Here is a 22285-nt window from a genome sequence, read left to right as displayed (position 1 = left end):
AAATGCGTATAGATCATTAACTCTTATCTAATGCTTGTAGAATATCCTGGATAATATCATCAGCATGTTCCAGGCCGGTAGAGATGCGGATAAGACCGGGCGTTATATTCACAGCAAGACGTTCATCTTCTGTAAGCTTAGCGTGTGTAGTGCTGGCGGGGTGCGAAGCAATACTGCGGGTATCGCCCAGGTTGGCAGTGAGGGACAACATTTGTAAGTTATCCAGGAAACGGCGGCCGCTTTCCAAACCTCCCTTCAATTCAAAGCAAACAATGCCGCCACCGTTCTTCATTTGTTTCAGCGCAATGGCGTGTTGTGGATGACTGGGCAGGAAAGGATATTTCAGCCAGGACACTTTAGCATGTCCTTCCAATGCTTTTGCGAGTCGCAGTGCATTGTTAGCATGGCGTTCCATGCGCACATCGAGCGTTTCAAGGCTCTTGCTCAACAGCCAGGCATTGAACGCAGATAATGATGGACCAGTACTACGGCAAAACAGGTAAATATCTTTGATCAGGTCTGCACGACCGGCAACAGCACCACCCAACACACGACCCTGGCCATCGATCCACTTCGTAGCAGAATGTACTACCAGATCGGCGCCCAGATCGATAGGACGTTGGCCGATTGGTGTAGCAAAACAGTTATCGACATTCAGGATCACGTTGTGCTTCTTCGCAATCTTCGCTACCATTTCCAGGTCGATGATATCAAGGCCCGGATTGGTAGGTGTTTCAATATAGATCATGCGCGTGTTGGGCTTGATCGCAGCTTCCCACGTTGCAGCATCTGCCGCTGCACTTACATAAGAATATTCAATACCATACTTGGGCAGGAATTTAGTGATCACGGTGTGGGTGCTACCGAAGATAGCATTGCACGAAAGCAGGTGATCTCCTTTCTTCATCAACGCCATGAAGGAAGCAAAGATGGCGCTCATGCCCGAGGCTGTAGCGTAACCCGCTTCTGCACCTTCCAATGCACAGATCTTATCGACAAACTCTTTTACATTGGGATTGGTGAAGCGGCTATAAATATTATCATCTGTTTCATCAGCAAAAGCAGCACGCATATCTTCTGCCGTATCGAAGCAAAAACTGCTGGTTAAAAACAACGGCGAAGAATGCTCCATTTCAGGAGTACGGTCGGTTTGCGTACGGATAGCTTTTGTGATCGGATGTTGTGACATGCTCTATATTTCGTATTAATAATTATTTCCCATTCACCTTCACGTCCCATTTGAGGTTGCTGCCACCACGACGAAGTGTTTCCGCTACAGAACAATACTTATTCATGGATAGTTCGCAGGCTTTGCGTGCTTTATCGGGGTCGATATCGCCGGTAAGCTCAAAAACGATGGTCACGTCCTGCCAAATGGAAGGTTCTTTGCCGGGCTCCCGCTCGCCTTCGATCTTCATGGTGAAACCTTCTACGGTTTGGCGCTGTTTTTTCAGGATGGAAACGATGTCGATCCCGCTGCAGCTTCCCAACCCCATGAGTAACAACTGCATAGGACGAACTCCAAAATTGGTTCCGCCTGATTCCGGGCTGCTGTCGGTATAAACTGTATGGCCATAAGCGTCTTTAGCGGCAAATCCGTAGTCACCTGAAACCCTTTCTAACTCGATTTTTATCATGGCAAAGATTTTTGCAAATGTAATTCATGCAGGCATTTACTTTGCACCCTGAAATTAGCTAACCGGAAGAATGAAGTATTTCCATTACAATCAGCCCTTTCCCCTGGAAAACGGCCAGACATTACCAGAACTCACGATTGCCTATCATACCTATGGCACCCTGCGCGCCGATAGTAAAGTGGTGTGGATCTGCCATGCCCTGACAGCCAATTCGGAGGTTGCCGACTGGTGGAAGGGTCTGGTAGGAGAAGGCTGGGCCATCAATCCCGACAAATACTTTATAGTTTGTGCCAATATATTGGGTTCCTGCTACGGCACCACGGGTCCCGCCAGCGTTAATCCCGCTACCGGACAGCCCTACTATCATCAATTTCCGCTTATCAGCATCCGCGACATGGTGCAGGCTCATATCCTGCTCCGCCGCCACCTTGGTATTGAAAGCATCTACCTGCTGATGGGCGGCAGCATGGGCGGCTACCAGGCTATGGAATGGGTGATACAGGAAAACAACGTGATTCATCAACTTTTCCTGCTGGCCACCTCTCCCACCGAAAGCGCCTGGGGCATCGCTGTACACGCTACACAACGCCTCGCCATTGAAGCAGATAGTACCTGGCAGGATGCAACGCCACAAGCCGGACAAAAAGGCTTGAAGGCAGCCCGCGCCATCGGTATGCTCACCTACCGCAACTATGGCATCATGGTGCAAAAGCAAACTGATCCCGATACAGAAAAGCTCGACAACTACCGGGCAGCTTCCTATATCGACTACCAGGGCGACAAACTCGTGAAACGCTTTAATGCCTACAGCTACTGGACACTCTCCAAAGCGATGGACACGCACCACCTGGGCCGTGGCCGCGGTGGAGATGTAGAAAAGCTTTTGCAAGGCATACATCAAAAGACCCTCATCATCGGCATCAGCAGTGATATCTTATGCCCCCTTGAAGAGCAGCGGCACCTGCAAGCACAGCTGCCCAATGCTATGCTCGTGGAAATAGATTCTGCTTATGGCCACGACGGCTTCATGGTAGAAACAGAGAAAATATCAAAGAACCTCGTCGCCTGGCTGGGCGAATAATATGAAGGCCCTGCACCGGCATCCGGGCAAGGCCTCCCTCCATGCACATAAACAATTATTTCAACAGGCCATCTACGGTGATCGCAACATAGTACAATCCGCCGATAGAAGGACCACCTGCGTATTGCAGATAACGATGGTTCAACAGATCAGTGCCACCAGCTTTGATGGTGCTGAATAACTTTGGAATGCGGAAAGTAACCTGCGCATCCACTGTTTGGTAAGCGGCTACATCACCAGTAACCAGCGGGCTCTCCCACAGGAAAGAATCCTGCCATCTCCAGGTAATGTTGAATCCGATATTAGGCGTAATGGCTCTGTTGCCAAAAGAAAGATTGGCTGTCCACTTAGGCGTATTGAAGCCAGTTACAAACAAGTCGGGCGTAGTGTTTCCTTTAATGTCATTGTAGTTAAGATTGCCCGACAGAGAGAATGTCTTGTATACGCTATACGTAACGCCTAATGAAGAACCATAGGTAGTATACTTATTCTTCGCATTGGTGTACACGCGATAACGGTCCTGGCCTTTGCTGGCAGCATTGCCACCACTGGCAGTAGTAGCATCGCGGTTCCTATCGACCATGGCAATCACTGCCGCATCAGAGCCCACAGTTTCACCTTTTGGTACATACACCTGCACCTGACCCAGGAAGCCATCATATATGTTGGCATACGCATCGAAATCAAGCAACAGTTTGCTATTCAGCAGAACGCCTTTGTATCCAATTTCAAAAGAGTTGATGCCTTCAGGACGACCATCAGGTAATTTGGCCACTTCCAGTAGACCTCTATTGGCCAGAGCCGCTGCATCGGTGTTACCAGCTGCTTTCACGGCTGTATTGAATGCCGCTACAGAAGGCTGTGTATAGCTGTTTTCGCGGAAGCCCAAGCCTTCATTAATGATCGGCAGGATACCTACCCGCTTTACACGACCGTTGTTTACGTAAGACAGCGCCTCAAACAAAGCCGGGAAACGGTAACCTTGCTGGAAGGTAGCCCGGATATTGTGGTGCTGTTTCAACGTATACACAGCGGCAATACGTGGGGTAAACTTAGGATCAAACTCAGGATTATAGTCAGCGCGCAAAGAAGCAAACAACTTCAACTTCTCATCAAAGAAGGTTTTGGTAGCCTGTACAAATCCACCAATCTTTTTATAATAAGTGTTATCACCATAGCTGCCATTCTTGTCGGGCAGGTTGCGTTCAGCAATCGGACGATCGAAGTCAACGAAGTTGTTTCCGTCAGGGATCAGCTCATACATACGTGCATCAGCACCGATCAACAAATTGAACGACTTGGTGTATTGCGTGAGGTCCCATTGGCCTTCGATGTGGTATACATTACTTTTCTGAATCAACGCAGCGCCACCTGTTACCGGTGCATCAGGAATCAGCGAAGACTTGATATCCCAGTTATTGATCCTGATAATAGAATCTTTCACCCTATTGAAGCGTGCCGTACCGGGTTCAGCCCGGCCTGCGTCTGCCTGCTGGCGGGCATAGGCGTTCGCAGCAGCGAGGTTGGCTGAGGTAAGCTTACCGCCATTGGCTGCAGCATAATCATTCAGTGCAGTCTTGTACTTAGCACCCCAGGCAGTACCACTGCCTCCAGTATACAAGTCCATGTTATCGGCCAGCGGTTTTACGTTGTAAGAATCGCCGGTCCTTTCCTGGATAATATACGCTTTGATATTATAGCTGGCACCTTTTAATTCCAGGTGATGGTTTTGCACTACCACATTATCCAGCCTCACTTTATTACCGCGTTGAAAAACACCATCCATCTTGCCTACGCGATAGGAATAAGCCAACTGCGTAGTTGAATTGAGGCGGTAATGTAGCGCAAGGTCCACTTTCAGGTTATCAACCTTAGGGTCTACCAGATCTTTTTCCCAATAGCCGGTACGCGCTACTGTCAGCGTTCTGTTGGCAACATCATCTATAGTGAGGCCGGTAACGGATACTGTATTACTCAACTGCAAAGCGTCATCCCCATACTTGTTCCAGCCATCAAACGCCACATTGTTGGCGCCGTTCAAAGCCGGGAACGCAGGGTTGGCAGAATTCTTATTATTGGGGTTTTGGTCCAGCCTGGTATCAGAGATCCAGTCGATGCCCTGCATATAGCTGGCGTTGATCTTGAACGCAAACTTATTGTTGAATGCTTTGGCGAACCGGACGGCAGTCTCGGTTAAAATACCAGCATCATGGTCACGATTGTCAACATGATTAATACCCGTCTTGTGGTAAACGCTCAGGCCCTGGTTGGTGAAAGGGTCTTTAGTAAGCAGGTTAGCCATACCATTGATGGCATTCATACCATACAAAGCAGAAGCGGCGCCCGGCGTGATCTCCACACTTTGAATGTCCAGTTCTGTAGGCCCGATGGCATTACCCAGGGGAACGCCCAATGTAGCAGCCTGCATATCTACGCCATCTACCAGTTGCATAAAGCGGAAGTTGTTGGGGATATTAAAGCCGCGGGTATTGGGCACTTTGAACGTAAGACTGGAAGTGGTCATCTGCACTCCCTTCACGTTTTCCAACGCGTCATAGAAGCTGGGCGCAGCTGTTTGCCGGATGGCCCGGATATCCAACTTATCGATGGCTACCGGCGACTTCAATATATTTTCCGGAACACGGGAAGCAGTTACTACCACTTCATTGCCCAGATAAGATTGTGTAGCGAGCGCCACCTGGAGGTTGGAGCCAAGGCTTTTTACTTCCAGCTCCTGCTCTTTGAACCCGATAGAAGAAAACACAAGTGTAAAAGGCAGCTTAGTCTTGGTGCGTAAAGTAAACTCACCCGATCTGTTGGTAATGGTTCCCTGTACAGTACCTTTGATCTGGATACTTACATCGGCTAATGGTTCATGCTTGTCCTGGTCTGTTACCCGCCCCGATACCTCAATAAGGCTTACATCCTGTGCATTGGCCAAATTCAGCGTCAGCAATGCGAGTAATACTAATAACGATGCTTTCATGTTTCTGTTGGTGTTTTATCTTGCTTTTAAAGTCTATTATTTTAATAGACTATATAGTTATAATAAATCCCGGTCTTGCTACAGCCGGGAGCTTACTACTGAAATATCTTAATAATGATCTTAACGCTCCAGAATATTACCAGGCAACCCAGTAAGATCAAGGACGTTTTACGAGGCAGCTTACCCGCCAGCTTGGCTGCTAATGGCGCAGCTATCAACCCTCCTATTATCAGCGCCACAATTACCTGCCAGTGGGATACACCCATCAACGTAAAGAAGGTAAGTGCGCTGGCCAGCGTTACGAAAAACTCGGTAAGGCTCACGGAACCGATCACGAAACGGGGACTTCTGCCCTTTGTGATCAGCGTAGTGGTAACGATAGGACCCCAGCCGCCGCCGCCGAATGAATCGAGGAAACCACCGGCTCCGGCCAATGCGCCATAACGCTTGAACTTTTTCGGCTTTTGTTTCTGCTTCCTGAATGCATTCCACAAAATCCTAAGCCCCAGGAACATGGTATAAGAAGCGAGGATGGGGCGCAGGTACTTTGAATGCGACTCACCAAACTCCTTTAAACAGATAGCGCCTATGATAGCCCCGATAACACCGGGGATCACCAATATCTTAAACAGCTTTTTATTTACGTTGCCAAACTTATAGTGGCTGTAGCCGGATGCGCCGCTGGCAAACATCTCGGCCGTATGGATGCTACCGCTGATAGCTGCGAGGTTTACACCCATCGACAAAAGAATGGTAGTACTCGTGACTCCGTATCCCATACCCAACGCACCGTCTACCAGCTGAGCCAGGAAGCCTGCCAGTACCATCCAATGGAAGTTCTGGTCCAGTGTCTGGTACCAACTGATGGTATCATCAGCCATTTGCTGCAAGGGGAGATAAGAAAAGATGAAATGGCCTACCAGCATCAAAGCAAAAGTGACCAGCGAATACGTAGCGATCTTACGCCAGCGTCTTTCCTTTTCAGCAGTATCGCGCTCCACCAATATTTTCGTGAGCTCGTTCAGTCGCTTTACTTTGTATTCAAAGTTTCCGTTCAGGCGGTTGCGCACCACGTGCAGGTTATTGATCACATCATTCAGTTCGGCGGGCAGTGCTGCATTCAATACTTCTTTGATTCGCTTGGCAGCCGTGGGTGATTTGCCATTGGTAGAGATAGCGATCTTCAGGTTTCCTTTCTGTACTACGGAGCTTAAATAAAAGTCGCACTGATCGGGTTTATCAGCAGCATTCACCAGTATTTTCTTTTCCCGTGCAATGTCGCGGATAGACTGGCTTACCAACTTATCGTTAATTGCAATGATGACAAGATCCTTGGCTTCCAGGTCCGCTTCTTCAAAAGCACGCTCGGTAATTGTTACATGCTCGTGCTGTGCTGCCAGCTCCTTTACTTCTTCGGATACGTTGGTAGCAATTACCGAAACACGGGCAGCCGGTGAGTTACCAAGAATAGCAGTCAGCTTTTCCAATCCTACTTTGCCGGCGCCTACCAGCAATACCTCCAGGGTCTCCAGACGGAGAAATACCGGGAACAGGTGGTTGGTATCCTGACCAACCGCCGCGTCTTCCGATGCTCCCTTATTTTTTATCTCTGTCGACATCCTTTCGGTATTAATTAAATTATTTATGATGAACAGTACTTATATCGTTACCCATTGCTCACGTACTGCAAAATCACCAAAGGTTTCTCCTTTCTTTCTCTTCTTACTGTAGATCCCAAACAGGTTATCCAGTTCGCTTAAGATAGCCGGTTCGTCCAGGCTGTCTTTATACTTCTTGTTCAGTCTTATGCCGTCACGGTCTCCGCCAAGGTGCATATTGTATTGACCATAGGCGGTACCCACAAAACCGATCTCTGCAGCATAGGGTCTTCCGCAACCATTGGGGCAACCCGTCATGCGGATAGATATATCATCATCACTGATCTTGTGCTTATCCATCAGCGGCTCGATCTTGCTGATCAGTGTGGGCAGGTAACGCTGGGCTTCGGCAAGGGCCAGCGGGCAGGTATTGAATGCTACGCAGGCAATAGCACTGCGACGCACCGCACCTGCATTATCGGTGTGCGCAATGATACCGAATTGCTGTAAAATATCTTCTACTACCTTCTTGTCTTTTTTATCGATATCACTAATAATGACATTCTGGTTACATGTGAACCGGAAGTTGGCCTTACCTGTTTTGGCTATCTCCAGGAAAGCGGTCTTCATGGCCACTTTCTCATCATCGAGTACACGGCCATTCTCTACAAACACCGTATAATACCACTTCCCTTCATGGTTCTGGTGCCAGCCGTAATAATCAGGGCGGTGATTAAACTCGTAGGGTTTGGTTTCTTCCAGCGCAAAGCCGCAACGCTTTTCCAGCTCGGCTTTGAATGCTTCCACACCCATTCTGTCTATTGTATACTTTAAGCGGGATAACTTACGGTCACTTCGGTTACCATAGTCACGTTGAATGGTGATCACTTCATAAGCTGCCTTCAGTGTATTTTCTTCACCACGAACAAAACCCAGCACAGTTCCCAGGCGGGGGTAAGTGTTTGCATTACCGTGTGTAGTACCCAATCCACCACCCACTGCAATATTGAAACCGATCAGCTTGCCTTTTTCGACAATAGCGATCAGGCCAAGATCATTGGTAAATACATCTACATCGTTATGGGGCGGGATAGCAATGGCGATCTTGAACTTACGGGGCAGGTAGCGCTCCTGGTATAATGGATCTTCCTCCTCCTTCTTATCAATCAAAGGCTTTTCATTCAGCCACACTTCATAATAGGCCTTCGTTTTGGGCAGGGCCAGTTGGCTCAGCTTACCAGCGTATTGGAAAACTTCTTCGTGAATAGCTGATTGTTTGGGATGTGCGCCGCACACCACGTTCCTGTTCACATCACCGCAGGCGGCAATGGCATCGAGGTGGATCGTATTGAAAGCCTGTAAGGTAGGCTTGATATGTGATTTGAGAATGCCGTGCAACTGGATCGTCTGACGGGTAGTGATCTTGAATACACCGGTAGAATGTTCGCCGGCAATATTGTGCAACCCAACCCACTGTTCGGGTGTAAGAAAACCTCCTGGCAGGCGCAGACGCACCATGTAAGAATACAGCCACTCCAGTTTTTTGGCGCTGCGCTCTTCGCGGCGGTCGCGATCATCCTGTTGGTACATGCCATGGAACTTGATCACCGACTGGTCGCTTTCACGGAGAGCCCCGGTTATTTCATCATGCAGGCTTTGCTTCAAAGTGCCGCGCAACGCATCACTTTCAGTCTTGATCTTTTCAACAGGCGATAAATTCTTATTGGTGCTCATAATAATATTAATAAACGTCTTTCAAATATCTTCCTTCTTCCTTCAGTTGATCCAGGTACTGGATGGCTTGCTCACCGGTCTTGCCGCCATAGCGTTGTATCACCTGCAGCAAAGCCTGCTCCACATCAACGCTCATTGGTTCCTTGGCTCCGCAGATGTACACATAAGCACCATCGCTGAGCCAACTCCACAGCTCACCTGCCTTCTCCAGAATGCGGTGCTGTACATATATCTTGTATTTCTGGTCGCGAGAGAAGGCAAGGCTGATATTGGTCAGCGCACCGGTCTGCAACCAGTTCTGTAATTCAGTTTGATACAGGAAGTCGCTCACGAAATGCTGGTCGCCAAAGAAGAGCCAGTTGCGGCCTTCGGCGCCGGAAGCATCACGCTCTGCCAGGAATGAACGGAAAGGTGCAATACCGGTACCAGGCCCGATCATGATGACATCTTTGCCAGACTCTGGTAAACGGAATTGACTGTTCTTATGAATATAGAAATCGATCTCGCTACCTACTGTCAGGTGTTGAGAGAGAAAATCGGAGCAGAGACCGAACTTCAATTCCTGGTTGACATAAAAAGTATCTCTCGCTACCGTGATGTGTACTTCACCACCATGTGCAGCAGGAGAAGAAGAGATAGAATATAACCGGGGCGTGATAGGTTCCAGGATATTTACTACTTCATGAAATTGTTGTACATCTTTCACCGGGTAAATCTTCAGCAGGTCTACCAGACCGATCTTGGTTTCAGGAATATCCTGCTTTACGATGGCGGCGTACTGCTTCACTACGCGTTCGGGCAGCCAGGCCACGTTGATGCGTTTCTTTAGATGGTTGAAGATGGAATCTGTTTCATTGCGGAAAGTGATAGGTGTACCATTGTTGCTGAATCCCAATGCCAGGATGGTATCTACTATAGCCTTGGAGTTTTCAGGAATGATACCAATAGAATCACCAGGTGCATAATCCACTTCTTCCTCGGCCCCTATCTCGATGTGATGTGTTTCTTTGGAAGAACCACGGTCATTCAGGTTTACGTTGGTAAGGATCGTTCCCTTGTATATCTTTTTACCAGTTCCTTTCTTAGCTACAGGCGTACCCACCGCTACCGATGCAGCAGGTGCTGCGCTACCAGCAGTAGTTAATTGAGTTAGTACATTAGAGAACCAGGTGCTGGCATCTGATTGGTAATCGGTATCGCAGCATTGCAGTGACACAACGCGCTGGCCACCCAGCTTTAGCAGTTGCGCATCTACATCTTCACCAGCTTTACAGAATAAAGGGTAAGATGTATCACCTAATGCCAATACACCAAACTTCAGCTGGTTGAGCTTGAAGCCGTTCTGGTGAATATGGTCATAGAACTTCTTGGCAGTAGCAGGAGGTTCACCTTCGCCCTGCGTGCTGATCACTGTAAAGAAGTATTCTTCTTTGGAAAGATCGTTGAGCCTGTATTGGTCAAGGCTTACCAGCTTGGCTGTGATGCCGCGCTTCTTTGCCTGCGAAGCAAAATCTGTTGCCACCTTCTTCGAATTGCCGGTTTCGGTACCATAAGCAATGGTGATCTTCTGCACAGCAGGTTTTACTTCGGCTGCAATGGCCGCAGGCGCAGCAGCAGTTGCAGGTGCTGCGTGTTGGGCATGCTGAGGTTGTGCCAGCAGGCCAGCCAGGTATCCATTCATCCAGATCAATTCTTCCCTGGAAGATGAATTCAACAGCTCAAGCAACAACTTCATTTTAGGCTCTACTAACATGGTCTTTTACTTTTTCAGTATGGTCGGTTATGGTTGTAAAAAGTTTGGCTACAGGCTTAAAGTATTCTTCCCGGCTATTGCTGTTGGCCAGCCAGCCGAACTGCTCGTGCAGTCCCACTACTTTGCCAATGATCACCAGTGAAGGAGAGATGAACTTTTTGCCTTTCAACTGTTCGTTGTATTCATAGATATTGGACACGTATACATTTTGCATCGGTGTGGTAGCCTGCTCTACTACTGCCAGCAACTTATCGGCGGCAATGTTGTTTTTAGTAAGGTTGGCTATTACTCCTTCCAATGTTTCAGAGCTCATGTAAAACACCAGCGTATCATCTGTGGCGGCCAGCTCTTTCCAATAGCTTTCCGTTACCACATCGGATTTATAATAGGTTAGGAAACGAACGGCAGTGGAATGATCTCTTGCAGTCAACGGTATGCCTGCATAAGCAGCGGCACCCAGTGCAGCAGAGACACCCGGAATGATCTCGTAAGGTATCTTGTATGCGGCCAGCGCCTGCAATTCGTCCAGAATATTGGAGAATATAGATACGTCGCCTCCTTTTAACCGTACTACCAGTTTACCTTTTTGTGCATACTCTACCAGCAGTTCATTGATCGTTTCCTGCGGCGTGGAAGCACCACGGCGGCATTGCTTGCCCACATATACTATTTCTGCTTCAGGGCGTACATAAGCTTTCAGGATATCCGCGCTCACCAGGCGATCTGTCAACACCACATCTGCCTGTTGCAGGTAGCGTGCTGCTTTGATCGTGAGCAACTCAGGATCACCCGGGCCGGCGCCCGCCAATATCACTCGTCCTGTTTGGTTTGTACTCATGTCTACTTTTTTAGTAGATTAAAAGGGCAAAAAATAACAACTTCAACTTTCCACTTGTCACCCTGAGCTTATCGAAGGGCTTCGACAGGCTCAGCCTGACAGGTTTTTATTGTATCATACAAGCGCCTACGGTTACGTGGCTTGTTTCATCGATCAGGATGGCGCCACCGTTGGCACGCAATGCCTGATAGGAATCATAAGGAATCGGTGTAGCGGTCTTGATTGTTGCTTTGATCACATCGTTCAGTACCGCCTGTGAAGGCGCTTCATTTTTTTCCAGGGTATTTACATCCAGTTTGTACTCGATATTGCGAACTACCGAACGCACTACCCGGCTATTGATCTGCAGCAGGTATTTATTGCCTGGGACCAACGGCTTGTTATCCATCCAGCACAACAGCACTTCCAATTCCTGTGCTGTCTTCACCGGCTGGGCAGCGTTTACAATCACATCGCCACGACTGATATCGATGTTATCTTCGAGGTGCAGTATTACACTCTGCGGAGCGAATGCTTCTGTTACTTCTTTACCAGCTATTTCGATGGCTTTGATCTTGCTTTGGATGCCAGCAGGCTGTACGGTCACCGCATCGCCTACTTTATAAACACCGCTAACGATCTTACCGGCATAACCACGATAGTCGTGCAGTGCATCTGTTTGCGGGCGTATTACATATTGAACGGGGAAACGGGCTTCTGTCAAGTTGATCGTATCCTGTACTTCAACTTCTTCGAGGAAATGCAGCAGGGAAGGTCCTTCGTACCAGCTCAGCTTATCTGATTTCTCCACGATATTATCGCCCTGCAAAGCGCTGAGTGGGATATAGGTTACGTTTTTCAAGCCAAGTGACTGGGCCACTTTGGCATAATCGATCACGATATTGTTGTACACATCCTGAGAGAAATCCACCAGGTCCATTTTATTGATGGCTACCACGATGTGCGGAAGGTTCAACAGGGATGTGATGATGGAGTGACGGCGGGTTTGCTCTACGACTCCGTTCCGGGCATCGATGAGGATGATGGCCAGGTCGGCATTGGAAGCGCCGGTCACCATGTTGCGGGTATATTGAATATGCCCGGGCGCATCAGCGATGATGAACTTGCGCTTGGGTGTAGAGAAATACTTGTAGGCTACATCGATGGTAATGCCCTGCTCACGTTCTGCGCGCAGGCCATCGGTCAACAACGCCAGGTCGATCTCTCCCTCGTCCTTATTCTTACTCTGACGCTCGATAGCTTCCAGCTGATCGATCATGATACTCTTGCTGTCATACAGCAACCGGCCAATCAACGTGCTTTTGCCATCATCAACACTACCGGCAGTTATAAAACGAAGCAAATCCATCTATCGTAAGTTTATTTAGTTATTGTTGTTATTAGAAATATCCGTTCTTCTTCCTGTCTTCCATCGCTGCTTCCGACACCTTGTCGTCGATGCGCGTTTCACCACGCTCACTCGTCTTGGTAGCAGTGATCTCACTGATGATATCGTCGATGGTAGAAGCCTTCGACTCTACAGCGGCTGTACAAGTCATGTCGCCTACCGTGCGGTAGCGTACTTTCTTAGTAAGCACCTTATCGGAAGCTTCCAGCTGAATGAACTCAGAAACAGCTACCAGCTGACCTTCATGTTCTATTACTTCACGGTCATGCGAGAAGTAGATAGAAGGCAGGTCTATCTTTTCGCGGCGGATATAATTCCATACATCCAGCTCGGTCCAGTTGCTGATGGGGAATACGCGTACGTTCTCGCCTTTGTGAATGCGGCCGTTGTATGTATTCCACAGTTCAGGACGTTGCAACTTGGGGTCCCACTGGCCAAACTCATCACGCACAGAGAAGATCCTTTCTTTGGCTCTTGCTTTTTCTTCATCGCGACGGGCACCGCCTATGCAGGCGTCGAACTTGAATTCTTCGATCGTATCGAGCAGGGTATAGGTTTGCAAAGCATTGCGGCTGGCAAACTTGCCTTTGGGTTCTGTTAATTGTTTTGCTTTGATGGTATCGCCCACATTGCGAACGATCAGCTTTTCGCCGAGCGTAGCAGCCAGCTGGTCGCGATAGTCCAGGGCTTCCTTGAAATTGTGGCCGGTATCGATGTGTACCAGGGGGAAGGGGAATTTACCGGGACGAAATGCCTTCAACGCCAGGTGGACCAAAGTAATAGAATCCTTACCTCCTGAAAACAACAAAGCGGGCCGTTCAAACTGGCCTGCCACTTCGCGAAGGATATGTATCGCTTCCGACTCCAACTGATCCAGGTAATCTAATCTGTAAGCACTCATTCGTTCGATATTTTTATTACTTCAAAAGTATTTATTACGTTTTATCTTAACTGTGCACATGCAAGCCGCATTCTTTTTTGGCGGCATCTTCCCACCACCAGCGGCCTGCCCTGAAATCTTCGCCCGGCCTGATCGCTCTTGTACAAGGCGCACAACCTATGCTCACAAATCCTTTATCATGCAGCGGGTTGTAAGGCACGTTATTATCATCGATATACTGGCGTACCTGCTCGGTAGTCCAATGCAGGATCGGGTTGTACTTAATGATCTGGTTGCCCTCGTCCCATTCAAATACCGCCAGGCTGTTCCTGTCGGGAGAATGCTCAGCCCGCAGCCCGGTTACCCAAACAGCATTGTCTTTCAGCGCTCTTTTCAAGGGCTCTACTTTGCGGATGAAGCAGCACTTTTTGCGATGATCGACAGATTCGTAAAATGCATTGGGTCCATTGGCTTGTACAAATTCCTCCAACAGGGCATTATTGGGATAGTAGGCTTTTACAGCCGATTCGTATTTCGTATTGGTGCTGCTCCACACTGAATAGGTTTCAGCAAACAGTCTTCCGGTATCCAGTGTAAATATTTTGATCGGAACTTTGTTGTTCAATATTTCATGGGTAACTACCTGGTCCTCGAAGCTGAAGCTGGAGGAGAAAGTCACTTGTCCCGGAAACTTCTCTGCCAGCAATGACAGTACCTGCGCCACACTTAGTCCACTTGACAGGTAGGTTAATTCGGGAATATAATTTTGTAGTGACGTATTCATGTATGTTGACAATTCAGCAGTGATTAATAAATGATGAAACCTGGTAGAGCGAGCTTGTATAGGAGAAAGAATGAATCAACAGCAACAACAATAGTTGTAACAATAGGTGGTAGTATTGTATTGCATCGCGAATGTGTGTAGCATGAACAAAATCGTTGACTCGCTAACAAAGATAGGGTCCCGGGGGCAAATAGACAATTTTTTCTACTCTATAGGTAGACTAATAGGGATTTTAACAAACGCCTTGCTAATGAATGTTAGTTCGATCTCCGGAATGCATTATTTCGATGATACACAACGGAATCCGGTATGTTCCAATCCTGTATCGGGAGAGGTTTTCATGCGGGCTGTAACGCGATATCCTTTGCAATAGGAGGCATTGCACATGAATGAGCCACCGCGCACTACTTTCTTAGGTACAGTAGGTTCCATGGGGTCATTGCTTTGTGCAGGGCCTGCCGGGTTGGCTGTGTTGGTATTCTTTTGGGAAGCGTACCAGTTCGCATCATACCAATCGCTGCACCACTCCCATACATTACCCGCCATATCGTACAAGCCATATTGATTGGCTGTAAACGACTTCACCGGGGCCAGTGCTTTGAAATGGTCCCAGGCGGAGTTCTTATCCGGGAAGCTGCCCTGCCAGGTATTGGCTTTGGGATTACCGGCTTCAATGTCTTCTGCGCCCCAGGGATATGTAGCGTTTTGCAAACCACCTCTGGCGGCATATTCCCATTCTGCCTCAGAGGGTAGCCGCTTGCCTGCCCACTTTGCGTAGGCTGTTGCATCAAACCAGGAAATATGTACTACGGGGTAATTGTCTTTTCCTTTTATATCGCTCCCCTCTCCTTGCGGATGCTGCCAGCTGGCGCCTTTTTTCCAGGCCCACCACTGTGATGCATCATCTAACGGCACAGGACGTACGGGCGGTGTAAATACCAGCGAGGAAGCTACCAGCAGCTCATCTGCCGGTTTAGGCGTGCCGGGGGGCAATTGTTTTTTAAGTTCTTCCCAGTCGGGCTTTTTCTCTGCCGTAGTAATGTAGCCTGTGGCTTCTACAAACTGGCGAAACTGTGCGTTGGTCACTTCCGTAGCATCTATCCAAAAGCCATTTACCGTAACGGTGTGTTGCGGATATTCATCAGGCCGGCCTTCCTTGTCTGAAGCACCCATACCGAAGGTGTTGCCGGCTACCCAGATCATGCCTTTGTGCGACACGCTGTCGGACTGTGCGATGGAAGTATCGGTTGACGCGACAGGGAAACGTGCGGGAAGATTCGATTCGCAGGACATTGCCGTGTCTTTCTTTTCGGCAGCGACAACAGACGGATCAGTCGAATTGCAGGAACATATACAACCTACTGCTATGTAGAACAGGAAGCCTCTTTTCATACGCCACAATTTAAGCTGTTTGTGGCGAACAGGAAAAACCTACTTCTTTCTCTTTAACACGTTATCGATCGCATCGAGCAGGCCGTTCTTCGGCGCATCGAGGGTGAGCTCCCAAAACATGATTCCATTCAGTCCCTTGTCAAGTACATATTTTGTCTTGAGGTCAACGGAAAGGCTGTCATCATAAGTGGCAAATAGCTTTTTGGATGCATTGTAGCTATAAGGTGCTTTGGCTATTGGATCGCGGTACTCAACATAGCCTTCTTCTTTGGACAAGGTTTTAGGGAATGTTCTGTAAGGAACAAAGCTCTTAAACTTGGTGGACCGGTATAGACCATTGTTGACACTATCTACATTTTCAAATACGCGTGCGTAAAAGGCAGCGCCTATCACCAACTTGTTGCGTGGTATGCCCAATGATTCAAGATACGTGATGGCATTGTTGGTAGATTCTTTCAATTGTGGTGTTGAGTATAGCCCTGTATGATGTCCTGTTGTTGTGCTGTATCCATTTACCAGGTCGTAGGTCATGAGGTTCACGCGGTCTACTACCGGCATTACTCCTTTCCAGTCGATGGATTCTTCGAGGCATTTGGCAAAGGCGCCGGCAGCAAAGCTGATCTCATGTTTTTTGCCCAATGCTTTGCGCAGTGATTTTACCAGTGCCGTAAAGTTGGGCTTGTCTTCAGGTTTATACGGGTGACCGGGATGGCCTTCAATAGCAGGGTATTCCCAATCGAGATCGATGCCATCGGTACCTAATTTATCTGTCCATTCTTTTACGGACAGTGAAAAGGAGTCGCGCCCGCCGGCAGTAGAGAACACATCGGAGCAGGGCTTGCAACCACCCCATCCGCCCAGCGACAGCAATATTTTGAGTGAAGGATGTTTTTGTTTCAGCGATACCAGCTTTTTGATCGTGGGTTCTCCATTGCCTATAAACAGTTCATTACCGCGCAGGTGGCAAAAGCTGTAAATGATGTGGGTGAGTTTTTGTACATCGTATTGATCTATTTCGGAGATGTTGCCGGAATAGTAGGCCAATACAGCTATCGGTGGCTTAGCATTTTTGCCGGCTTTCTGTGCCTGGCACTGGCTCATGATAAGCAGCAGGACAAGTAATTTGGTAAGGTGTTGCATGGTGCATGAATTTACATAATAAAACAGTCCCGACTTGTGGTCGGGACTGCTCATTATAAAAAGTCATTGGCTTAATTGTTACCAGCAAACTGGCGACGGATCACGTTGAGGGCGCCACCTGCCTTGAACCACTCGATCTGTGATTCATTGTAGGTGTGGTTCATCACGATGGAATCTTTTGTACCATCGGCGTGGTTCGCGACCAGTGTCAACGGGGTGCCGGGTGTAAAGGTCGTGAGGCCAAGGATGTCGAACGTATCGTCTTCCTGGATCTTATCGTAATCTTCCTTGTTGGCAAAGGTGAGTGCCAGCATACCTTGTTTCTTCAGGTTGGTTTCGTGAATACGGGCAAAGCTCCGTACGATGATGGCACGTACGCCGAGGTGACGGGGCTCCATAGCCGCGTGTTCACGGCTGCTACCTTCACCATAGTTCTCATCGCCTACTACCACCGTGCCAATGTTGGCGGCTTTGTAAGCACGCTGTGTGGCAGGCACAGGGCCGTACAGACCTGTCAGCTCGTTCTTTACAGAATCGGTTTTATCGTTGAAGAAGTTTACGGCGCCGATCAGCATGTTGTTGCTGATGTTGTCCAGGTGGCCGCGGAATTTCAACCAGGGGCCAGCCATGGAGATATGGTCAGTAGTACATTTTCCTTTTGCTTTGATCAGGAGCTTCAATCCTTTCAGGTCGGTTCCTTCCCATGCAGGAAATGCTTCGAGCAGTTGCAGGCGCTGAGAGTCGGGCTTTACGATGACCTGTACACCGCTACCGTCGGCTGCAGGCGCCTGGTAACCGGGATCATCCACAGAGAAGCCTTTGGGAGGCAGTTCTACGCCTGTGGGTTCATCCAGCATCACTTCTTTACCTTCTTCGTTCTTCAGTTTATCTTTCAGTGGGTTGAAAGTGAGATCACCGGCAATGGCAAATGCCGTTACCAACTCAGGGGAAGCTACAAACGCGTGGGTTGAAGCATAACCATCGTTACGTTTTGCAAAGTTGCGGTTGAAGGAAGTGATGATCGAGTTCTTGCGGTTGGGATCGTCGATGTGACGGGCCCATTGTCCGATACAGGGGCCGCAGGCATTGGCCAGCACGATGCCACCGATCTGATCGAAGGTCTTCAGGAATCCGTCTTTCTCGATGGTAAAGCGTACTACTTCAGAACCCGGAGTTATGGTGAACTCTGCTTTGGTCTTTAATTTTTTATCGATCGCCTGCTGAGCCAGGGAGGCAGAACGGCTGATGTCTTCGTAAGAAGAGTTGGTGCAGGAGCCGATGAGGGCTACTTCCAGTTTCTCGGGCCAGTTGTTGGCTTTTACCGCTTCAGCAAATTTGCTGATGGGCCATGCCAGGTCGGGCGTGAAGGGGCCGTTTACATGGGGCTCCAATGTATTGAGGTCGATCTCGATGAGCTCATTGTAGTAGCTCTTAGGATCAGCGTATACTTCTTCGTCGGGGCGCAGGTGCTCACGGATACCATCAGCCAATGCGGCCACTTCTTCGCGGCCGGTAGCGATCAGGTATTCCGACATTTTCTTATCGTAGGCGAATAAGGAGCAGGTAGCGCCTATCTCAGCACCCATGTTACAGATCGTGCCTTTACCGGTAGCGCTCAGGCTGTCGGCACCTTCACCGAAATATTCTACAATAGCGCCGGTACCACCTTTTACGGTGAGGATACCAGCTACTCTCAGGATAACATCTTTTGCGGAAGTCCAGCCATTCAGCTTACCGGTGAGTTTCACGCCGATCAGCTTGGGCATTTTCAGCTCCCAAGCCAGTCCGGCCATTACATCGACCGCGTCTGCACCTCCTACGCCGATGGCCACCATGCCCAAACCGCCCGCGTTGGGGGTGTGGGAGTCGGTACCGATCATCATACCGCCGGGGAATGCATAATTTTCTAATACCACCTGGTGGATGATACCGGCGCCTGGTTTCCAGAAACCAATGCCATATTTATTGGAAATAGAGGCTAAAAAGTCATATACTTCTTTATTTACATCCAAGGCTGTTTTCAAGTCTTCGGCAGCGCCTGTTTTTGCCTGGATCAGGTGATCGCAGTGTACGGTAGAAGGAACGGCTACTTTTGAGCGGCCGCAGGTACTGAACTGTAACAGGGCCATCTGGGCGGTGGCATCCTGCATGGCCACACGGTCTGGCGCGAAATCCACATAATCTTTCCCCCGTTCATAGGCCGCTGCGGCGGGCACAAACAGGTGGGAGTACAATATTTTCTCTGATAATGTCAAGGGCCTGCCTACCAGCTTACGGGCTTCTGCAACGTGTGCAGGCATGGCCGCGTAAAGCTTTCTAATTAAATCCAGATCAAAAACCATGTTAAATATTTTATATTTTAATTATACGAGCAGCCTAACTAATGCCTATCCTGACAATTTCTTCTTAAACGTATCGTTCCTACAGAACCCCTTCAAATTTACCTAAAAAATAAATTCATTATTGGTAAACGCAGGTGTTAGGACAATGGTTTAAAATGTATAAATTAGTATCATGAATCGGTTTCGATCTTTTATTGAATGGCAGGCTTATGGTGTGTGCGCCGCAATAGGTGACCGCATGGGCATTGCCACCTCACGTATTCGTACCTGGTTTGTATACATCTCTTTCCTTACTATGGGATCCCCCCTGATCGTCTATTTCGTACTGGCATTTTGGATGAACATTAAGCGGTACATTTTATCTGTACGCCGTAACCCGTTGAAATACCAGTAAAAACATTAACAACTTTCTGTACCAGGCAACTTTGACAGCATCCTGTGATTGGTAGCATTGCTTTCATAACACTGTAAAGCCTGACATTTTGTTTCAGTTTGATTACAACACCACCGATTATGAGCAATTATTGCTCAAACTGGCAGCGCAATTGAATGCACCTGTGCACAACAACCAGGTGATTTTTCCTTCATCCGTGGGCGATGGTGATTTTTTATTTCTGCCGCTGCCCAATGGCCTGCATGCCTGTATCATCAATTGCACTTTCAACCAGGACTGGCTGATTCACCGAAAGCGGAACCTTGACGGCGAGTGGTACACGCTGCGCTTCGACGAGCTCAGTATTCCCGGCACACTGTCTGTGACTATCGATGAGGACAAGCTCAAAGAGAAGAACACCAGCAAATCTATTGCCTACCTCACCAGTTCGTATTTCGACTGGTCATATCTTGGGTCGCAGGGTGGGCATTATTTTTCGATCGCTGTGTTGCTGAATAAAGAGTTTTTGGCCAAATACATCGACATCAACACGGTGGAGGATGTACTCTCTACCTATATTTCTTTGAAGGCTGAAAATTTCAATATCGAACCGCTCGACAGCAAGTATCGCCAGTGGATGCGCACGATCCTGGAAGTGGGTGATGACAACCCGCTGCGTTTGACTGTTATTCAGAACCGGATCATGCTGATGATCGAAAGGTTTTTCACGCACTTGTACGACAAGATGAAAAACCCGACTTTCCGCATCCCGCTCTCCCAGGAAGATATCAACCGCGTCATGAAGATTGAAGGTGTGCTTACAAAAGATATTTTTCAACCTGCTCCTTCTATTCAACAACTGGCCAAGATGGTTTCTATCAGCGAATCGAAGCTGAAGAAGGATTTTAAGACCATGTATGGCTATCCCATCTATGAATACTATCAGAAGGCACGCATGCAGGCTGCTCAGGACAAACTGCTCACCCGCAAATTCTCTGTAAAGGAAGTAGCAATGGAATTGGGTTATGCCAATCTCAGCAATTTTACCATTGCCTTCAAGAAGGAATTTGGTGTACTACCCAGTCAACTCTTGTCCTAATGGTGCCGCATAAATCAAATTCCTGCCCCTTTAACATACTCTTATGAACTAACTGATCTGTGAAAGGTTTTATAAATGGAGTGTGCAAACGTTTGTGTAAAGACTTTGTAGTTAGTGTTGTACCCACATCAGTTAGAGCAAACCACATTTCAGGTATAGTTTTGTGTATAGAATAGACCACAGAAAGGATTTAATGAGAAGTCCCGTTTTTGATCCTGGAGCAACTATGGAAAACCTGCCGATGGTCTGTTACACTTGACTGAAACCACGGATTCACCTTTGAAAACGTATTTAAAGCTTCCTCGCGGAAGCTTTTTTACTCCGTAATTTTTGAAGTGCTATACGCTCACATGAGAAAAGCTACCCTTTTGGAGTAGCTTTTTTTCTTTTATTACGATGTCTGTATTCGATTAGATCACTGCTTTGCGCAACTTCACCAGCTGTTCCAGCAAACCTTCCAGCAAATCGAGCTTGAGCATATTGGCGCCGTCGCTTTTGGCTACTGCGGGGTTGGGGTGGGTTTCAATAAACAATCCATCTGCGCCGGTAGCAATGGCTGCCTTTGCAATGGTGCCTATCAATTGGGGATTGCCACCTGTGACGCCCGAAGTTTGGTTGGGCTGTTGCAGGCTATGGGTGCAATCCATCACTACAGGGGTACCATGTTCTTTCATCCAGGGGATATTGCGATAATCTACCACCAGGTCCTGGTAGCCAAATGTATTACCGCGCTCGGTGAGGATCACTTTGTCGTTACCCGCTTTACGGATCTTTTCAGCGGCAAATTTCATGGAGGGGCCGCTCACAAACTGGCCTTTTTTCACATTCACGATCTTACCGGTTTCTGCAGCTGCTACCAGCAGGTCGGTCTGCCGGCAAAGGAAGGCCGGTATTTGGAGGATGTCAATATATTTGGCGGCCATGGCTGTTTCATCGTGGGCATGCACGTCCGAAGTAACAGGCAGTTTGTATTTCTCCCCTGTCTTCTTCAGGAGTTGCAGGGCCGTTTCATCGCCCAGGCCGGTAAAAGAGGAGGCGCTGGTGCGGTTGGCCTTCCGGTAGGAGGATTTAAACACGTAAGGAATGCCCAATCTTTTGCAGATACCGCTCACTTTATCAGCTACTTCCATCAGCAGCTCTTCACTTTCTACCACACAGGGACCGGCTATTAAAAAGAAGTTCTTCTCGTCGTATTGTTGATTGGCAAACAGGTCTTTAAGGATTTTTTCCATGGCGCAAAGATACGAAAGTGATGGTTTCC

At 48.2% G+C, this 22285-nt stretch carries 17 protein-coding genes; 3 read left to right on the top strand and 14 right to left on the bottom strand.

All coding sequences use genetic code 11. The annotated features are described in order from the left end of the window. Positions 1 to 16: 16 nt before the first annotated feature. Both AC5JBY_RS01165 and AC5JBY_RS01160 read right to left on the bottom strand, forming a co-directional pair. Entirely contained in the window at positions 17 to 1189 is a 1173-nt protein-coding gene (locus AC5JBY_RS01165; protein WP_495902702.1) for a trans-sulfuration enzyme family protein, read from the bottom strand. A 22-nt stretch (positions 1190 to 1211) separates the two neighbouring features. Then, on the bottom strand, positions 1212 to 1637 hold the full coding sequence (locus AC5JBY_RS01160) for an OsmC family protein (protein ID WP_495902701.1): 426 nt from the start codon (positions 1635 to 1637) through the stop codon (positions 1212 to 1214). A gap of 70 nt (positions 1638 to 1707) precedes the next feature. Here AC5JBY_RS01160 and metX point away from each other — a divergent pair, with 70 nt between their 5' ends. Continuing rightward, on the top strand, positions 1708 to 2718 hold the full coding sequence (gene metX, locus AC5JBY_RS01155) for a homoserine O-acetyltransferase MetX (RefSeq protein WP_495902700.1): 1011 nt from the start codon (positions 1708 to 1710) through the stop codon (positions 2716 to 2718). 55 nt (positions 2719 to 2773) lie between these two features. Here the strand turns inward: metX and AC5JBY_RS01150 are convergent, their stop codons facing one another. The 11 genes from AC5JBY_RS01150 to AC5JBY_RS01100 form a co-directional block, all read right to left on the bottom strand. Further along, a complete protein-coding gene (locus tag AC5JBY_RS01150) occupies positions 2774 to 5704 on the bottom strand; it encodes a TonB-dependent receptor (protein ID WP_495902699.1) in 2931 nt (976 codons plus the stop codon). A 95-nt stretch (positions 5705 to 5799) separates the two neighbouring features. Beyond that, a complete protein-coding gene (locus tag AC5JBY_RS01145) occupies positions 5800 to 7323 on the bottom strand; it encodes a TSUP family transporter (protein ID WP_495902698.1) in 1524 nt (507 codons plus the stop codon). A 39-nt stretch (positions 7324 to 7362) separates the two neighbouring features. Beyond that, positions 7363 to 9036 (bottom strand): assimilatory sulfite reductase (NADPH) hemoprotein subunit, encoded by a 1674-nt coding sequence (gene cysI / locus AC5JBY_RS01140; protein ID WP_495902697.1) that lies wholly within the window; start codon positions 9034 to 9036, stop codon positions 7363 to 7365. 7 nt (positions 9037 to 9043) lie between these two features. After that, a complete protein-coding gene (locus AC5JBY_RS01135; protein ID WP_495902696.1) occupies positions 9044 to 10789 on the bottom strand; it encodes a diflavin oxidoreductase in 1746 nt (581 codons plus the stop codon). Beyond that, on the bottom strand, positions 10773 to 11627 hold the full coding sequence (gene cobA / locus AC5JBY_RS01130; RefSeq protein WP_495902695.1) for a uroporphyrinogen-III C-methyltransferase: 855 nt from the start codon (positions 11625 to 11627) through the stop codon (positions 10773 to 10775). Before cobA ends, AC5JBY_RS01135 begins: the two co-directional genes overlap by 17 nt. 106 nt (positions 11628 to 11733) lie before the next feature. Then, the gene (locus AC5JBY_RS01125; RefSeq protein WP_495902694.1) at positions 11734 to 12975 is read right to left on the bottom strand and encodes a sulfate adenylyltransferase subunit 1; all 1242 of its coding nucleotides are present in this window, start codon (positions 12973 to 12975) and stop codon (positions 11734 to 11736) included. Positions 12976 to 13006: 31 nt separating this feature from the next. Beyond that, positions 13007 to 13915, bottom strand: a complete 909-nt coding sequence (gene cysD, locus AC5JBY_RS01120; protein WP_495902693.1) for a sulfate adenylyltransferase subunit CysD — start codon at positions 13913 to 13915, stop codon at positions 13007 to 13009. 46 nt (positions 13916 to 13961) lie between these two features. After that, on the bottom strand, positions 13962 to 14678 hold the full coding sequence (locus tag AC5JBY_RS01115) for a phosphoadenylyl-sulfate reductase (protein ID WP_495902692.1): 717 nt from the start codon (positions 14676 to 14678) through the stop codon (positions 13962 to 13964). 279 nt (positions 14679 to 14957) lie between these two features. Beyond that, on the bottom strand, positions 14958 to 16070 hold the full coding sequence (locus tag AC5JBY_RS01110; protein WP_495902691.1) for a formylglycine-generating enzyme family protein: 1113 nt from the start codon (positions 16068 to 16070) through the stop codon (positions 14958 to 14960). Between the two features lie 39 nt (positions 16071 to 16109). Next, positions 16110 to 17210, bottom strand: a complete 1101-nt coding sequence (locus tag AC5JBY_RS01105) for a glycoside hydrolase family 18 protein (RefSeq protein WP_495902690.1) — start codon at positions 17208 to 17210, stop codon at positions 16110 to 16112. A gap of 71 nt (positions 17211 to 17281) precedes the next feature. Further along, entirely contained in the window at positions 17282 to 19510 is a 2229-nt protein-coding gene (locus AC5JBY_RS01100; protein WP_495902689.1) for an aconitate hydratase, read from the bottom strand. Between the two features lie 214 nt (positions 19511 to 19724). Here AC5JBY_RS01100 and AC5JBY_RS01095 point away from each other — a divergent pair, with 214 nt between their 5' ends. Together AC5JBY_RS01095 and AC5JBY_RS01090 are read left to right on the top strand one after the other, a co-directional pair. Beyond that, the gene (locus AC5JBY_RS01095) at positions 19725 to 19946 is read left to right on the top strand and encodes a PspC domain-containing protein (RefSeq protein ID WP_495902688.1); all 222 of its coding nucleotides are present in this window, start codon (positions 19725 to 19727) and stop codon (positions 19944 to 19946) included. An 88-nt stretch (positions 19947 to 20034) separates the two neighbouring features. Beyond that, a complete protein-coding gene (locus AC5JBY_RS01090) occupies positions 20035 to 21024 on the top strand; it encodes a helix-turn-helix domain-containing protein (RefSeq protein WP_495902687.1) in 990 nt (329 codons plus the stop codon). Between the two features lie 410 nt (positions 21025 to 21434). Here AC5JBY_RS01090 and kdsA read toward each other — a convergent pair whose 3' ends face one another. Next, positions 21435 to 22256, bottom strand: a complete 822-nt coding sequence (kdsA, locus tag AC5JBY_RS01085) for a 3-deoxy-8-phosphooctulonate synthase (protein WP_495902686.1) — start codon at positions 22254 to 22256, stop codon at positions 21435 to 21437. Positions 22257 to 22285: the final 29 nt, after the last annotated feature.

Source organism: Paraflavitalea sp., from assembly GCF_059502485.1.
The sequence above is the reverse complement of the archived record's forward strand: the minus strand, read 5'-3'. Positions and strand labels throughout refer to the sequence as shown.

Excerpts from the sequence above, each read along its gene's own strand:
- AC5JBY_RS01110 (WP_495902691.1), bottom strand. The coding sequence starts at position 16,070 with ATGAAAAGAGGCTTCCTGTTCTACATAGCAGTAGGTTGTATATGTTCC.
- AC5JBY_RS01095 (WP_495902688.1), top strand. The coding sequence starts at position 19,725 with ATGAATCGGTTTCGATCTTTTATTGAATGGCAGGCTTATGGTGTGTGC.
- cobA (WP_495902695.1), bottom strand. The coding sequence starts at position 11,627 with ATGAGTACAAACCAAACAGGACGAGTGATATTGGCGGGCGCCGGCCCG.
- AC5JBY_RS01115 (WP_495902692.1), bottom strand. The coding sequence starts at position 14,678 with ATGAATACGTCACTACAAAATTATATTCCCGAATTAACCTACCTGTCA.
- AC5JBY_RS01160 (WP_495902701.1), bottom strand. The coding sequence starts at position 1,637 with ATGATAAAAATCGAGTTAGAAAGGGTTTCAGGTGACTACGGATTTGCC.
- AC5JBY_RS01145 (WP_495902698.1), bottom strand. The coding sequence starts at position 7,323 with ATGTCGACAGAGATAAAAAATAAGGGAGCATCGGAAGACGCGGCGGTT.
- AC5JBY_RS01105 (WP_495902690.1), bottom strand. The coding sequence starts at position 17,210 with ATGCAACACCTTACCAAATTACTTGTCCTGCTGCTTATCATGAGCCAG.
- AC5JBY_RS01125 (WP_495902694.1), bottom strand. The coding sequence starts at position 12,975 with ATGGATTTGCTTCGTTTTATAACTGCCGGTAGTGTTGATGATGGCAAA.
- cysD (WP_495902693.1), bottom strand. The coding sequence starts at position 13,915 with ATGAGTGCTTACAGATTAGATTACCTGGATCAGTTGGAGTCGGAAGCG.
- AC5JBY_RS01165 (WP_495902702.1), bottom strand. The coding sequence starts at position 1,189 with ATGTCACAACATCCGATCACAAAAGCTATCCGTACGCAAACCGACCGT.
- kdsA (WP_495902686.1), bottom strand. The coding sequence starts at position 22,256 with ATGGAAAAAATCCTTAAAGACCTGTTTGCCAATCAACAATACGACGAG.
- AC5JBY_RS01135 (WP_495902696.1), bottom strand. The coding sequence starts at position 10,789 with ATGTTAGTAGAGCCTAAAATGAAGTTGTTGCTTGAGCTGTTGAATTCA.
- AC5JBY_RS01100 (WP_495902689.1), bottom strand. The coding sequence starts at position 19,510 with ATGCCTGCACACGTTGCAGAAGCCCGTAAGCTGGTAGGCAGGCCCTTG.
- cysI (WP_495902697.1), bottom strand. The coding sequence starts at position 9,036 with ATGAGCACCAATAAGAATTTATCGCCTGTTGAAAAGATCAAGACTGAA.
- metX (WP_495902700.1), top strand. The coding sequence starts at position 1,708 with ATGAAGTATTTCCATTACAATCAGCCCTTTCCCCTGGAAAACGGCCAG.
- AC5JBY_RS01150 (WP_495902699.1), bottom strand. The coding sequence starts at position 5,704 with ATGAAAGCATCGTTATTAGTATTACTCGCATTGCTGACGCTGAATTTG.